At 37.4% G+C, this 15970-nt stretch carries 16 protein-coding genes; all 16 read right to left on the minus strand.

The window, feature by feature from the left end:
• Positions 1 to 53: 53 nt before the first annotated feature.
• Entirely contained in the window at positions 54 to 590 is a 537-nt protein-coding gene (gene spoVT / locus ACFPM4_RS09065) for a stage V sporulation protein T (protein WP_144927616.1), read from the minus strand.
• Positions 591 to 801: 211 nt separating this feature from the next.
• Positions 802 to 4326 carry a transcription-repair coupling factor gene (gene mfd / locus ACFPM4_RS09070; protein ID WP_382350462.1) on the minus strand — a complete coding sequence of 1175 codons (3525 nt, stop codon included), beginning with the start codon at positions 4324 to 4326 and terminating at the stop codon, positions 802 to 804.
• A gap of 76 nt (positions 4327 to 4402) precedes the next feature.
• Positions 4403 to 4633 (minus strand): anti-sigma-F factor Fin family protein, encoded by a 231-nt coding sequence (locus ACFPM4_RS09075; RefSeq protein ID WP_144927623.1) that lies wholly within the window; start codon positions 4631 to 4633, stop codon positions 4403 to 4405.
• A 61-nt stretch (positions 4634 to 4694) separates the two neighbouring features.
• Positions 4695 to 5255, minus strand: a complete 561-nt coding sequence (gene pth / locus ACFPM4_RS09080; RefSeq protein ID WP_144927626.1) for an aminoacyl-tRNA hydrolase — start codon at positions 5253 to 5255, stop codon at positions 4695 to 4697.
• A gap of 480 nt (positions 5256 to 5735) precedes the next feature.
• The gene (locus tag ACFPM4_RS09085; protein WP_144927628.1) at positions 5736 to 6359 is read right to left on the minus strand and encodes a 50S ribosomal protein L25/general stress protein Ctc; all 624 of its coding nucleotides are present in this window, start codon (positions 6357 to 6359) and stop codon (positions 5736 to 5738) included.
• 974 nt (positions 6360 to 7333) lie between these two features.
• Positions 7334 to 8293, minus strand: a complete 960-nt coding sequence (locus ACFPM4_RS09090; RefSeq protein ID WP_144927631.1) for a ribose-phosphate diphosphokinase — start codon at positions 8291 to 8293, stop codon at positions 7334 to 7336.
• Between the two features lie 13 nt (positions 8294 to 8306).
• Positions 8307 to 9680: a bifunctional UDP-N-acetylglucosamine diphosphorylase/glucosamine-1-phosphate N-acetyltransferase GlmU gene (glmU, locus tag ACFPM4_RS09095; RefSeq protein ID WP_382350468.1), complete on the minus strand. Its 1374-nt coding sequence runs from the start codon at positions 9678 to 9680 to the stop codon at positions 8307 to 8309.
• Positions 9681 to 9884: 204 nt separating this feature from the next.
• Positions 9885 to 10178 (minus strand): septation regulator SpoVG, encoded by a 294-nt coding sequence (gene spoVG / locus ACFPM4_RS09100; RefSeq protein WP_144927637.1) that lies wholly within the window; start codon positions 10176 to 10178, stop codon positions 9885 to 9887.
• A 149-nt stretch (positions 10179 to 10327) separates the two neighbouring features.
• Positions 10328 to 10702, minus strand: coding sequence for a RidA family protein (locus ACFPM4_RS09105; RefSeq protein ID WP_144928529.1), 375 nt, complete (start codon positions 10700 to 10702; stop codon positions 10328 to 10330).
• A gap of 18 nt (positions 10703 to 10720) precedes the next feature.
• Complete coding sequence (gene purR / locus ACFPM4_RS09110; protein WP_144928531.1) at positions 10721 to 11554, minus strand: pur operon repressor; 834 nt, start codon at positions 11552 to 11554, stop codon at positions 10721 to 10723.
• 110 nt (positions 11555 to 11664) lie between these two features.
• Positions 11665 to 12519: a 4-(cytidine 5'-diphospho)-2-C-methyl-D-erythritol kinase gene (ispE, locus tag ACFPM4_RS09115; protein ID WP_144928533.1), complete on the minus strand. Its 855-nt coding sequence runs from the start codon at positions 12517 to 12519 to the stop codon at positions 11665 to 11667.
• Positions 12520 to 12665: 146 nt separating this feature from the next.
• Entirely contained in the window at positions 12666 to 12851 is a 186-nt protein-coding gene (locus tag ACFPM4_RS09120) for a small, acid-soluble spore protein, alpha/beta type (protein WP_144928535.1), read from the minus strand.
• A gap of 128 nt (positions 12852 to 12979) precedes the next feature.
• Positions 12980 to 13249, minus strand: coding sequence for a biofilm formation stimulator Veg (gene veg / locus ACFPM4_RS09125; RefSeq protein ID WP_144928537.1), 270 nt, complete (start codon positions 13247 to 13249; stop codon positions 12980 to 12982).
• A 280-nt stretch (positions 13250 to 13529) separates the two neighbouring features.
• Complete coding sequence (yabG, locus tag ACFPM4_RS09130) at positions 13530 to 14393, minus strand: sporulation peptidase YabG (protein ID WP_382350524.1); 864 nt, start codon at positions 14391 to 14393, stop codon at positions 13530 to 13532.
• Between the two features lie 125 nt (positions 14394 to 14518).
• The gene (rsmA, locus tag ACFPM4_RS09135) at positions 14519 to 15400 is read right to left on the minus strand and encodes a 16S rRNA (adenine(1518)-N(6)/adenine(1519)-N(6))-dimethyltransferase RsmA (RefSeq protein ID WP_382350475.1); all 882 of its coding nucleotides are present in this window, start codon (positions 15398 to 15400) and stop codon (positions 14519 to 14521) included.
• Complete coding sequence (gene rnmV, locus ACFPM4_RS09140; RefSeq protein ID WP_382350478.1) at positions 15400 to 15957, minus strand: ribonuclease M5; 558 nt, start codon at positions 15955 to 15957, stop codon at positions 15400 to 15402. Before rnmV ends, rsmA begins: the two co-directional genes overlap by 1 nt.
• Positions 15958 to 15970 lie beyond the last annotated feature (13 nt).

A 15970-nucleotide genomic window follows, 5' to 3' on the forward strand; every position in this document is an offset into this window, starting at 1 on the left:
TAAAGGAGACCTAAGCCTTGGGAGGATCAGTCCTGTATAATGAATGATTTCATTTAACCTTCCATCTGCCTCGCTAAGAAGCTTGCTGCAGTTTCTGCAGACTTTTGTTCGATTTCCCCAATTGTTTTATCCTTTGAGAAAATAACAACTGCACCAATTGGGTCACCACTTGCAATAATTGGGGACACCGCATAGGACATAATTTCTTCTTCATTACCTTCTACAAGTGAAACATTTCCTGCACTTTTTTCTAGATGACTGGAGCGCTCCATCATTGCTTTCTCAATGATTGTCCCATTGTTCTTATTCATGTATTCCTTTTTCGATCCACCTGCAACTGCAATTACGGAATCGCGATCACAGATGATAACGGAGCTTCCTAAACTTTCATATAAAGCTTCTCCGTATTCCTTTGCAAAATCGCCAAGTTCATTAATTGGAGAATACTTCTTTAATATTACTTCTCCGTCTCGATCCACAAAGATTTCTAGCGGGTCTCCTTCACGGATTCGCAGTGTCCTTCTAATTTCCTTTGGTATTACTACCCTACCTAAATCATCAATACGACGAACAATACCAGTTGCTTTCATCTTAAGCTGCCTCTCTTTCATCAGATGATTTTTCGGAAGCTGCTCATAATGGACGCTAGCACGTGCTTGAATAACCTTTCATCAATCATTTGATGAGCTTCCGGGTTTATTCTAATTACCATAAGTGGTTGAATTTAGTATCTTTCAGAAAGAGAGAACTATACATGTTTCCTGCTATTTTTTTGAAAAACTAGGAAGGTGTTTGAAGCAATTAAACGTTAACTGCCTTTTTTGCAGTTCCTAGCCCTTTTATGATTTCACTAGCAACTTTTAACCATTCTTCTACAGGTTGACGCCCTATTTTCATTGTAATCTTTAGTTTTGAACCATCCATTCCAAGTCCAATATTTCTACCATGCTGATTACAAATAGCAAACACTTTTGAACCGTCGACTTCTGCAGTGCCTTTTTCTGACATAAAAATGGTGATTTCATTTTTCGATTGTTTAATTGATTCCAGTTTTGCTTCTTTTGCGTATACTTTCATTTCCGCTACATGGAATAAGTACTCTACTTCTTCTGGATAGTCTCCAAAGCGGTCGATCATTTCATCTCTAAGTTCATTAACATCATCAATAGAATGGACATTTCTAAAGCGTTTATACATTTCAATTTTTTGATGTCCATCGCTTATATATTTATCTGGAATATACGCATCTATTTCTAGTTCCACTTCAAATGAAGGAGTATTTTCTTTACTAATTTCACCTTTTCGCTCATCGATTGCCTCTTTTAGCATTTGCGAGTACAGGTCAAATCCAACGGAATCTATAAATCCATGTTGTTGTGCGCCTAGCAAATTACCTGCTCCTCTGATGGATAAGTCACGCATCGCAATCTTAAATCCAGAGCCTAATTCTGTAAATTCCTTAATGGATTGTAATCTCTTCTCAGCTACTTCAGTTAGAACTTTATCTTTTCTGTATGTGAAATATGCGTATGCAATCCGATTAGATCTACCAACTCGTCCTCTTAACTGATATAGCTGTGAAAGACCCATACGATCTGCATCGTGAACTATTAGCGTATTTACATTTGGAATATCTACACCAGTCTCTATGATGGTAGTCGTTACGAGAACATCAAACTCTCCATCTAAGAAGCTTAAAATAATGGATTCCAACTCTGTCTCCGTCATTTGTCCATGTGCATAGGCAACTCTAGCATCCGGAACTAGCATGGAAATTTCCTCTGCTTTTCTTTCAATTCCTTCGACACGATTATATAGAAAATATACTTGCCCATTTCTTGCAAGCTCCCGTTCAATCGATTCCTTTACCATCGCACCGTTATACTCCATCACATACGTTTGGACAGGAAAACGATTTTCTGGTGGAGTTTCAATGACAGATAAATCACGGACTCCGAGCATGGACATATGAAGTGTTCTCGGAATTGGTGTTGCTGTTAATGTTAATACATCAACATTCGCTTTCAGCTGCTTAATTTTTTCTTTATGAGTTACTCCAAATCGTTGTTCTTCATCCACTATTAATAAGCCTAAATCAGCATACTGAATATCTTTTGAAAGGAGACGATGTGTTCCTACTACAATATCTACGGTACCATTCTTCAACCCTTTAGCTGTTTCCGTTTGTTGCTTTTTAGTTCGGAAACGACTGAGCAATCCAATATTAATAGGGTAATCCTGGAACCGCTCTTTAATTGTCTCATAGTGTTGCTGTGCGAGAATCGTTGTTGGAACTAGTAAAGCTACTTGCTTTCCATCCATGATAGCCTTAAACGCAGCTCGAATGGCTACTTCTGTCTTTCCATAACCAACATCTCCACAAAGCAGACGATCCATCGGCCTTTCTCTTTCCATGTCGCGCTTTATTTCAGTGATGGAACGTAACTGATCTTCTGTTTCCTGATAAGGGAAGGAAGCTTCAAACTCACGCTGTAAATCTCCATCTGGCGAGAATGGATATCCTTTTGAGGCTTCTCGTTCCGCGTAAAGTTTGATGAGGTCGTCAGCAATATCTTTTACAGACGACTCTACCTTCTTTTTCACACGTTTCCAATCACTGCCGCCTAATTTATATATTTTCGGCTCTTTTCCTTCAGAAGCAACATACTTTTGAACGAGATCAATTTGTTCGATAGGGACATATAGTTTATCATTCGCTTGATATTTTAAGTGCAAGTAGTCTTTATGAACACCATTAATTAATAACGTTTCAATTCCTAAATATTTCCCAATTCCATGATTAACGTGAACAACATAATCCCCTACTTTTAGTTCAGAGTAGCTTTTTATGCGTTCAGCATTTGAAAGTTTTTGTCTTCGTTTTGTTTTCCTAGTCTTTTTATTAAATACTTCTTCTTCCGTAATTACCGCCATTTTTGCCATTGGAAGTTCAAAACCTGTAGTTAATTCCCCATGGACAATATGGACTCCATGTTCAATAGTATTGCTATTGAATGCAATACCTGCTTCGATTTCATAATCATTTAATACAGCTTGGATTTTTTTCGCTCTTTCTTCATTTGGTGCTAAGAAAATAACAGCAAACTGGTTCTTCTTCCACCGCTCCACTTCCGTTTTAAGTACATGCATTTGACCATGGAAGTTCTGCATTAACTTACAAGGGACATTGGCTATATTCTGTGGACTAGTATTAGGAATATGCCTCATAAACAAAGATAAATAGATTACAGGTCTTTGGTTGTTTGTAATTAAATTGTCCAATGAATGGGAAACATCTAAATCATGAATAATATCACCATTTGCTAATAGTGATGTGTACCACTCTGCTTCCTCTTTAGACAATCTTTCATTCATTTCTTGAATTCGACTTAATTCATCAAAAATAAGGATTCCATCCGATGAAACATAATCTAGCAAACTTGCAGCAGGTTCGTATGCGTATGATAGATACTTGAAAAACTGCTCTGGCTTTTGCTGATTTCGCAATTTTTCAATATCAAAGCCGATATTTTCAGCCATTTGCGTCTTTGCTTGCTCTTTTTTTAATTTTTTTAACGACCTAGCAAGTCCCGCCTCAAGTTTTTGGGCTATTACGGAATACTCGTTACTCTCAATAGGGGATTCCGTAGCCGGACCTATTATGACGCTTTCTTTCTTTTCCTTGGAACGCTGATCATCCAATGAAAACGTTCTTATAGAATCTACTTCTGTATCAAATAATTCAATTCTAATTGGGTCTGCTTCGGTAAGAGGGTAAATATCTACTATACCTCCCCGAACACTAAATTCCCCTGGTGCACTAACCATATCCGTACGGCGATAGCCCATTTGCACAAATGAAAGCATATCTTTCTCGAGATCCATATCCATCCCTAGCTTAATTTCTAATCGGAATTCTCTCCACTGCTCTGGAGTAGGGAGAATCTTCCTCAAACCTGCAATCGGAACAACAAAAACACCTTTCCGACCAGATGCCATATAATTTAGCGTCTCGATCCGTTGGGCGCGTAATTCAGGACTTGCAACACTTAGTTCCGCTGCTATTAATTCGTTTGCAGGATATAAAAATAATTCGTCATCTTGGATGAATTGTTGTAAATCTTCATAAAGCTTCTGTGCTTGTAGAAGATTATGAGTCACCACAACAATAGATCTCTTCGTTTCTTCTGCAGTAGCAGCAATAAATGCGGATCTAGCAGAACCTGATAATCCAGCAATCAATTGTTCCTGAAGTCCCTCATCTATTCCTGAAACAACAGACTGGATTTCATTTTGTTGTAAAATTAGCTGTTTAAAGCCTTGCATGTATATCTCCTCTTCTTCTCCCCAGACTTTGTTGGCAATACGAATAGAAAAATGCTTTGGATTATTTCCAAAGCTCTTAATGAATTAGATAATCATACTGATGCAAATCAGGATTTTTCATAAATGCCTCATGACAATCTTCACAAATTGCTTTAATATGAATATCTCCATTTGATTCGTAAGTAACCATTTCATGCATATCATCTGTTGTTAATATATTTAATCCTAGTTGTTCATTATTTATTTCAGTATCACTAATTGTTGCCATCTTCGCTGAACAATGTCGACAATAATAATGAATAGACATATATATCCTCCTTACCAATACGTTTCTATAGTATGAACAGCATTGTAAGGAGTTATTCGTCTTATCCATTAAATCGATTCATCACTTCAATAAATGGCTTCTCCAGCCACTCTTCACAGGCATCTGCACACTTAGAAATAACTGATTGCATTTCTGTCCATTCTTCCTTATGGAACTTACCAAGAACATAATCAGGAACTGTCATTCCAACTGGTGGACGATTAATACCAACCCTAATACGATTAAAGTTTTGGGTTCCAAGGTGAGCAATAGTCGATTTAATACCATTATGACCACCTGCACTCCCTTTTTGCCTTAATCTGATCTTGCCTACTGGTAAATCTAAATCATCATATATAACTACAATGTCTTCAAGGGCAATATCATAATAATCCATGATTGGCCTAATACTTTCCCCTGATAAATTCATATATGTTAATGGTTTTAATAATATTACTTTTTCATTGCTTTTGTGACTTATAGAATATATGCCATTAAATTTATTTTGTTTAAGTGGCGCATCAAATCGATGGGCTAACTCATCTATTACTTCAAACCCAATATTATGACGGGTTTTATCATAAGAACGACCTGGGTTACCTAACCCTACTATTAATTTCATTGGCCAAACACCCCATTTCCATTATACCTTTTTTTATAAAAAGCAGTTCCTTATATTATACAGAAAAGTCCATAATCTACAAACAAAGAAAAGTGGAAGTGCCTGTTTATCGACGTACAGATTTACTAAGGACCTGACGAGATAAAGGAAACACGGCGAGGGACGAGCCGATGTTGACTTATCGTAGGAAGGTACTGGAAATCTGCTAGTCGATAGGCACTGGAACTAGACAATAAGAAAAGCGGAAGGCGCCCGCTTATCGGTGACAAGCAAATGTTCTGAGACCAAAAAAGGCGGTTTTGACCTTTATTGGTCTCAGGTTATTTGACCTCGAGCCGATGGCGCCTGTAGCTAGACAATAAGAAAAGCGGAAGGCGCCTGCTTATCGGCGACAAGCAAATGTTCTGAGAAGTGATAAAAATTTACAGATAAACATAGAAAAGGCACAACCATACTACGGCTGTGCCATACTTTCATTATTTATTCCTCTTCAGAAGCCTTTTCACCAATTACTTCTGGCTCTTCTGGTGTAGCCTCATCTGTTGATTCTTCTTCTGTTCTTGGTGGCGCGATATTTGCAATTGTCTCATCATCTTCATGATTGATGGTGATGTTGTAGTTTCCTCTAATATCACCAATTGCAATACTTTCACCAATATTTAAGTTACTAATATCCACACTAATTACTTCTGGAATTTCACTAGGGATAGCTGTTACAGTAATTTCATGTAAAATTTGCTGTACAATCCCACCGTTACTTTCTCCAATAGAACCAGACGAAAGCTCAACACGAACATTCGCTTCCATCTCTTGTTTTAAGTCAATTGCTAGAAAATCCGCGTGAGTCACTTCATTCCTCAATGGATCTTCTTGATACTCATGCAAGACTACATTTAGTTTCTTTCCTTCTAAATCTAAGGAAATAACACCATTTCTCCCTACTTCACGCATTACTTTTATGAAGTCTGAGCTATCAATCGCAATAGAAGTATTTTCTACTTGATATCCATAAACAATTCCTGGAATACCTCCTTGTTTACGAACTTCGCTTAATTGTGACTGGCGTTGACTCTTACGCTTTTTCGCTGTTAATACAGTACTCATAAGTATACGACCTCTCCCAATTATGTATTGTTAAAATTTACTTCTATTATTACCCTAACACAAATATTTATAAACTTCTAATCATATGATAGATAATAGGAAATTTTTTGAAGATTTTACATGTTTTTTAACATTAGTAGTTTATCAACGCTACAGCAATATTGTGTTTAGAAAGAAGACATGAAGTTTTTCTACAAAGCTCTGTTAAACTCTGTTGTTGATTTTCGCTCCTGTACACTCGCTTTCCGCGGGAGTCTCGTGTACATCCGCAACAATCAACTAAGTTGTTAACAACAATGAACTTTAACAGAGCCTTCTACAAAAAAGCATTTCTAATAAATAGAAAAGGGTATAATTCCGTTTAAATTAGAATTATACCTTTCCTTATATTACTCGTATTATTATTTGTGTTGATTGGATTGGAAGACGGCGAAGACTCCTGAGGGAATACAGGACAGGGGAGACCCCACAAGGGCTTAAGCACCGCGAAGGCTTTCCGAACCTTGTCTAGCTGCAGGCGCTATCGGCTCGAGGTCAAATAACCTGAGACATGAAAGGCAAAGAACGCCTTTCTTTGTCTCAGAACATTTGCTTGTCGCGGGCCAGCACGAGGCGGGTCAGGAAGGCGTTGCAAAGTACATGGACGTACTAGTGCAGGCGAAGCGACAGGACGTCGCTGTTTGAGCCTGCTAACAGAATATTGCGAAATTAACCTTCCTTCAAGTTCCAAGCGCCTTTCGCTTTTCGAAGCTTGCGGAAAGCGAACACCTGCAGCGAAAATCAACAGTCAGAGTAAAAAGAAATATATAAACATAAAGAGCATCCAATAATTAATTAATTGGAAAGCTCTTTTATAATTTATCTAGCTGCAGGCAGCTGAGTTAGCCGCCTGGCAGGCTAAGAACGCCACATCCTGTGGCAACGCCTGCTTTAGCACGTCCAGCTTCGGAACGGAAATCAACAACTAGTTTATATTAATCAAATAGTTTACTTACTGATTGGTTTTCATGTACGCGGATGATTGCTTCTCCGAGTAATGGCGCAACAGAAAGCTCTTTGATTTTATCTATTTTCTTTTCTTCTGGAAGAACAATGGAGTTCGTTACCACTAACTCTTTAATATTAGAATTTTGAATGCGTTCAATAGCAGGACCTGACAGAACAGGATGTGTACAGCAAGCATACACTTCTTTCGCACCATTTTCTGCAATAGCTTTAGCTGCTAGAGTAATTGTTCCTGCAGTATCGATGATATCATCGATTAAGATAGCAGTTTTGCCTTCTACGTTTCCAACTATATTCATCACCTCTGCCACATTAGGACGTGGGCGACGTTTATCAATGATAGCAATAGGAGCTTTTAGACGATCTGCAAGTCTTCTTGCACGTGTTACTCCACCATGGTCAGGTGATACGATTACGATATCGTCTTTGTATAGACCTTTTTCTTTAAAGTAATCTCCAAGAATAGGTACTCCCATTAAATGATCATTAGGGATATCAAAGAAACCTTGAATTTGCGGTGCATGGAGGTCGAGGTTAATCATTCTAGTTGCACCAGCCGTTTCAATCAAATTTGCTACAAGTTTAGCTGTAATAGGCTCACGTGCCCTTGCTTTCCGATCTTGACGAGCATACCCATAATATGGCATTACAAGGTTAACCGTTCTTGCTGAGGCGCGTTTTAATGCGTCAATCATAATAAGAAGTTCCATTATGTGATCATTAACAGGTTCATTTGTTGATTGAACTACATACACATCACAGCCACGTATGCTCTCTTCTATATTAATTTGAATTTCCCCATCACTAAATCGATTTACAGTACATTTCCCTAATTCTAACCCAATTTCACTAGCGATTTCTTGCGCTAGGGCACGGTTGGAGCTTAGTGAAAATATTTTCAAACTTGAATCACGATATTGATTTGGCATGTCGAACCTCCACTTAATTTTTCATATTTAGCTTCTTCACATAGTCTTCTTTATTAACTTGTCGCGCACGAGCAATTGAAAGAGATTCACTTGGTACATCATTAGTAATTGTTGAACCAGCTGCTATATAAGCACCTTCACCAATCGTAACAGGTGCAACAAGATTAGAGTTACATCCTACAAAGACATTATCCTCAATCTTCGTTAGGAATTTCTTTTTACCATCGTAGTTTACCGTAATGGAACCACAACCGAGATTCACATTGGAACCAACTTCAGCATCGCCAATATAGCTTAAATGAGACGCCTTACTTCCTTTACCGAAGTCTGCCTTTTTAATTTCAACGAAGTTACCGATTTTCACTTCATCATGGATATTAGATTGAGGTCGAATATGAGCAAATGGCCCAATATTTACTTTTGCTCCCACAGAGCTATCATGAACGACTGATTGTCGAATCTTTGATCCATTTCCAACTGTTGCATTTAAAATTTCACTATTCGGTCCAATCTCACAATCTTCTCCAATAACTGTGTTACCTTGTAAGATAGTACCCGGATAAATAATGGTATCACTACCAATTTGAATATCAGCATCAATATATGTTGTTACTGGATCTACAAGTGTTACACCATTACGCATATGGGCTTCATTAATTCTAGCTCTCATAATTCGATTTGCTTCTGATAGTGCTACACGGTCATTTACACCCATCGTTTCTTCAAAATCTGAAGTATTGTATGCTAGAACTTTTTCACCTTTATCTTTTAATATCTCTATTACGTCAGGAAGGTAGTATTCCCCTTGAACATTTTCATTGGAAACTTCCTCCAACGCTGCAAAAAGTGCTGCATTATCGAAACAATATGTTCCTGTATTAATTTCCTTAACGCTTCTTTCTTGTTCAGTCGCGTCTTTATGCTCAACAATTTTTTCCACAAATCCATTTGAATTACGGATAACTCGTCCATATCCAGTTGGTTCGTCGGTAGTAGCTGTCAACACAGTTACTTTAGCGGATTGGGATTCATGTTCATTCAACAAAGCTTCCATCGTCTCGGAAGTTATAAGTGGTGTATCTCCACATACAACAAGTGTTGTACCTTCTTTATCTTGAAGTAAAGTTTTTGCTTGTTTTACAGCATGAGCTGTTCCAAGCTGTTGCTCTTGAAGAACAAAACTACTTTTTCCTTCTAAACTGGACTTAACAAGTTCAGCCCCATATCCAACAACTGTTACGATCTCATCCATCGTAAGTTTGCTAATATTGTCGATAACATGCTCTACCATTGGCTTACCGCAAACTGGATGTAGAACCTTATATAGTTTTGACTTCATTCGTGTACCTTGTCCTGCAGCCAATATTACAGCGAATCTATTTGTCATAAACGGTCCTCCAATACCTTTTTTCCCTTTATGAATATATCTTATATATAGTATTTTATCAAGAAAACGAGGGAATTCGCCACAAATGTTTTAGAAGGAAAAAAAAGGGTATGTAGAAATAGAAGAGGAGTTCTGGTAGAGAAAGCGGATACAAAAGGAAAGAACCCATCTTTAAATAAAGAGGGTTCTCCTTACGGTCTATTCTTAGGAAGCACCGGCTTCTTCTAACTCCGGAACTTCTACTTCTCCCAAACGATGATATTCTGACAACACAACGTCCTGGATTTTGCTGCGGGTGTTCGAATTGATTGGATGAGCAATATCGCGAAATTCTCCGTCTGGAGTGCGCTTGCTTGGCATCGCCACAAATAATCCATTATTCCCGTCAATTACACGTATATCGTGAACTACAAATTCATTATCAAGGGTGATGGATGCAATCGCTCTCATTCTTCCCTCAGTATTGACACGGCGTAGTCTTACATCTGTTACTTCCATTTGTGCTCACCACCTTCTTCTCCAAGATAACTATAAATAGATAATTCAACAAACTTTTAGAATTTCCTGCTAATAATGAAAACTTTTTTAAAAATTTATGAATTTTTTTTGAATAGAAAAAAAGGATGTCTATAAGACACCCTTTCCCATTATTTTACTAACGCTATTACTTCAATTTCTAACTTCACATCTTTTGGTAAACGTGCCACTTCAACACAAGAACGTGCAGGCTTATGGTTAGAGAAATACTCACCATACACTTCATTAATTGTTCCAAAATCATTCATATCGCTAATAAACACGGTTGCTTTTACAACGGAATCAAAAGATGCCCCTGCTTCCTCTAATACAGCTTGGAGATTACGAAAGACTTGATGTGTTTGTTCTACAACATCATCTGATACAATAACACCTTCAGGAGTTAATGGGATTTGGCCAGAGCTATAAAAGATATTGTTTACAATAATACCTTGAGAGTATGGTCCAATTGCTGCTGGTGCTTTATCTGTTGAAATAATTTGCATTGTTAATCTCTCCTTCTCTTATATAAAATCTGCTTGCTCTGAGAAATAATTCCCAGGAGATACTTGAATCCTTTTTTCTTTTACATCTACATCCGTTAATTTTATTAGAGAGATATAATCATCTACAAGACGTTCTTCTTGGTATTCAGATTCTACTAATACCGCTATCCCTGCTACTGTCGCATTAAATTCTGAAAGAAGATTTACCATTCCATTAATGGTTCCTCCTGCTTTCATGAAGTCATCTACAATTAATACTTTTGCTCCCTCTTTTAAACTACGTTTGGACAATGACATCATTTGGAGGCGTTTCGATGAACCAGACACATAATTAATACTTACAGTCGAACCTTCCGTTACTTTATTATCACGTCGAACGATAATAAATGGGACATTTAAATGATGTGCAACTGTCTGAGCTATAGGGATTCCTTTTGTTGCTACTGTCATAATAACATCAATATCCCGGTCAGAGACAGCAGACGCTATATGCTTTCCTACTTCATTTAAAATTTGTGCGTCGCCTAACAAATCAGTCATAAACAAATATCCACCAGGTAGTAATCTTTCTGGATCAGCAATTAAAGTACATAATTGATTAATAAATTCTTGAGCAGATTCCTTCTTCACTTTAGGTATGTACTTCACTCCACCAGCTGCCCCAGGGACAGTTTGCAAAGTGCCAATTCCTTGGTTTTCAAAGGTATCTCTAATAATTACTAAATCTTCGCTTATAGAAGATTTAGCTGAACTATATCTTTGTGAGAAAAATGTTAAAGAAACCAGTTCACGAGGGTGATTGATTAAATAATAAGTCATATCTACAAGACGCTCACTGCGACGAAATTTCATGTTAAAACCTCCTGCAAATCCCAAAATACGAATATTAATATTGTAAATATACATTATCGTACGTGTATTAGCAAGAGAATGCAGTTTTTCTTTATATATAAAATTACAATCTATTCCCCCAGCATTCTAACTGCATAAACTTGGTTACAAAATCCTCTTAATCCATTGTACACTCTTTGCATACGTGAATCATGCTGCACAAGGCCGAATACGGTTGGTCCGCTCCCACTCATTAGAACGGCATCCGCACCAAACTTCTCCATTTGATCCTTAATATGTTGCACTTCAGGATATAAATTAAGTGTAACTTTTTCTAAAGCATTCCCTAAATTCCTGCAAACATTTATATAATCTTTATTTTGAAGTGCATCAATCATTGCGCTTGTGTTTGGATGTTCTATCGTATCCATATTTACATTGTGATAAATATCAGCAGTAGAGACTCCTATTGATGGCTTTGCTAATACAACCCAGCAACTTGGAGGTGCCGGAAGTTTTGTTATTTTCTCCCCACGTCCCTGTGCTAGTCCAGTACCACCATGTACACAAAAAGCTACGTCAGAGCCAATTTCAGAACCAAGTTCTGCAAGTTCTTCTGTTGATAATTTTAAATCCCATAGAGTATTCAACCCTCTTAGTGTTGCGGCAGCATCACTACTTCCGCCAGCAAGACCTGCCGCTACTGGAATTATTTTATCAATAGAAATGGAAACTCCCCGATTAATTGAAAATCTATCCTTCATTAACTTTGCAGCCTGATATGCAAGATTTCGTTGATCATCCGGCACAAAGCGGCTATGGGAATAAATTTCTATTTCGCTATTATTTGTTTCTATAAGTTCAATACGGTCAGCTAAGTCAATGGTTGTCATTATCATTTCAACTTCATGATACCCATCCGCTCTTTTACCAAGAACATCAAGAGACAAGTTTATCTTTGCTGGAGCCTTTACTAATAGTCTCAATGTCATCACCCACTTGTCGGTCACATTATTTTTCCCATTTTAACACGAAAAGCTCATATCTTAAACTTCTGGCCAAAATAGAAACAAAAAAACCGAAGCATAAGCTTCGGCTGCGGGTAGTTAATTGTCTTTAGGTAGGTTCAATATCACTGATTTTGATTCTTGTTAGCTAGCTGTTGTTCTGCAATTTCAATGGCACGTTTCACCATATTACCTGCATCTCTCGCTCTGATGCCTCCCCAACCTTCTTGTTGGACAACATCATAGAAACCTAGCTCTTTCGCCAACTCGACTTTCAAATTATCAGACATTACACCTTTTCTACGACCCAAAACAAATTCCCCCTTTATCCCGCACTATATAGTATGGACAAACGAAGAATTATTATGGAGTTAAAATTTCCCTATAAACAAAGAAAGACTTATCTGCAGTAATAAAAAAGCAGTAAACTACTTTGAGTTTACTGCTGCCCCAGTGCTAAGTTACCTGCCGTATCATCAAAAAATGTAAGTTCAACCGTCTCAGTAAGTACATCTGCATAACTGTATGAAACACGCTCAAAGGCATTTTCATCTTGATCTAATTCGATGACAAATACCGATGGATAAGTTTCTGCCAAAACCCCAGAACGTTCAACGGTTTTTCTGCGGCCTCCATTGGCTTTCAACATTAATTTCTTTCCCAAGTTTGAATCAAGAGACTTTTTAATGCTTGCTAATGTTTTTGGCATTTCGCTCCACCTCACTGATACTAATCATATCATAATCCGGATAAAATGTCAAATAAATATTTCATTTTATCAATGTTACATGTTTGTTGTCAACATTTTTTTATCTACAATATGTTCCAATTTGCAACAACTATAGTATGCACTCCTTTTATTGGATTATGTATAGATTTTGAAATATATAATAATTCCACATAATTACAGTATCTTTGTCGAAAATCATTTCTCAAACGATAAAAAGCAAAGGCAAAAAACCATTGCTTTTTAACATTTTCTTTCACAATTACTCATCTTCAGTTATTGGCCTATATGGCATACCTGTTCGCAGTATCCCTCTCGTTTCAATTCCACCTAAGCCTTTTTCACCTGTTAACGTGTTTCGAAGTACATCCCACACATTTACTCTTTCCATAAAAGGGGTAAAACAAATTTTTGAGACAATGTACACTGGGTCTAGAGCGTGGATATTAACACGTTGGGGGGAACTTGCAAAATTTGCTCCAGCGTATATGAGGGATTCAAAGTGTGATTGACAAGCACCTGCAAAAATAACTAACTGATCAAGATTAGGAACTTTTTTTCTTGCTTCTTTCACTGTTTCTACAAAGTATTTTGAGTGTCGATATGCATTTAAATCTATTTTCTTTCCTTTTGTTTTCGAATAGGCATCATGCCCTGTAATTACGAGTATGTCAGGTCGGTATTGGTCTATTAATTCTCCAATTCGAAGATGCATTTCCTTCTCATTACAATGAACACCAATAACAGATACTCCCAACCTCTCATATAAATCTAAGCATTTGCGCAAATATGACGGATCACCATCTAGGTGAAGTACACGTCCAGGAACTTGAAAATAACTTTGTTCTTTCTCATATCCCATTGTTGCTTCATATTCCCGCTCTAATCGCAGTAAATCTATATCCTGTTTAAACAGTTCAAATGACTGCTCTTCTAACGTTCTTACTGCAGAATTACGTTTAGACCTTTCCGATTCACTAATGGGAATTAAATCAGTCAATGGTGCATCTGCAACTAATCGATAATCTTCACCTGATAGAATAGCAACCTTTCGACCGTCAATCTCCATGATATCGATGACTCGAAACAATATGTCACATTGATGGGACAAGCGGCCGACAATCATATTGATTTTTATCACGGTCGTCAACTCCAATGTAATGCATTAGATATACAAAATAAAAAATCCTATGCGATAGGCTATGCAAAGGATTTTTGCTTTGTGCATGTTTTATTGTCTCTCGTTATCGATTACTGTGAAAATAGCGGATGAAGGGCATCAGTTAGCTTAGCAAATTCTTGTAATGATAATGTTTCTCCACGTCTACTTGGCTCGACATTTGCCTGTTCTAGAGCTCGAATTATTTCTTCTTTTCTCTCCTTACCTGCCTTTAAACCATTGGTTAGATTGTTTAATATTGTTTTTCGACGCTGCGCAAATGACAATCTAGTTATTTCAAAAAAGAATTTTTCATCTACCACATCTACGGCAGGCTTTTCTCTTTTCAATAATCGTATTACTGCTGAATCAACATTTGGTTGTGGCATAAATACTGTCTTAGGAACAATCATGACTGTTTCTGCAGTCGTATAATATTGAATGGCGATAGAGAGCGAGCCATATTCCTTTGTCCCCGGTTTTGCGGCAATACGTTCCGCAACTTCCTTCTGTAACATGACTACTATTCCTCGTAACGGAATTTTACTTTCTAGCAACTTTAAAATAATTGGAGTAGTAACATAATACGGCAGATTTGCTACCACCATCACATCTTCTGTGTTAGAAAACTTTTCGTTTATAATTACTGGTAAATTCGCTTCAAGAACATCTTGATGCAGAACCTCAATATTATTATAAGGTGATAGTGTATCTTCTAAAATAGGTAAAAGACGGCCATCAATTTCAAAAGCAACTACCTTCTTGCTCGCTCTAGCAAGATGCTCCGTAAGTGCACCTATACCAGGACCAATTTCTATCACACCTGATTCTCTTGTCAATCCTGCAAAATCGGTAATATTTCGTAATATATTTGGATCTATAAGAAAGTTTTGCCCTAAGCTCTTTTTAAATGAAAACCCATATTTTTGTAAAATCTCTTTCGTTCGGATCGGTGTAGCAATATCCTTTTGCATTAGTTTTTTTCCTCCTGTATTACACGCTGTAAAGCATTCATAAAATCTGCTCTTGAAATTTGGAATACCATTAACCTTTTATGTAGTTGTTTCCCGTTAGTATAGCCAATTTTTAAAATCTCTCCGATTTTCTCTCTTCTCTCTCTTGCTTTAGGCCCACCGATTAATCCTGCATGAAGAAGATCTTCTTTCGTTATCAATTCATCAATTGGCTCTAACATCACCTGTGCGTCTTTAAGAGCTTGCTGTATAACTTCAGGGGCAGCATGCTCTACACCAATTCCTCTGCCGCTCTTAGGCAACGCTAGCTTCTTTTCAATAAAAGCATGCTTACACTCTGGAACATGTTCCGCAATAAATTTCCTGATTTTTTCTCCAGGATAATCAGGGTCTGTTAGAACAATCACACCCCGTACTTGTTGAGCAAGTTTTATTTTTTCTATTGTTTCAAACGATACAGCTGAGCCATTCGTTTCAATCGTATCTGCGTGGACGGCTTTTTGTACTGCTATCGTATCATCTTTACCTTCTACAACAATTATTTCTTTTATTTTCATATTTCCTCCGAAA

Origin of the sequence: Lederbergia graminis (assembly GCF_042655485.1) — a bacterium.
Classification (GTDB): domain Bacteria; phylum Bacillota; class Bacilli; order Bacillales; family Bacillaceae_C; genus Lederbergia; species Lederbergia graminis.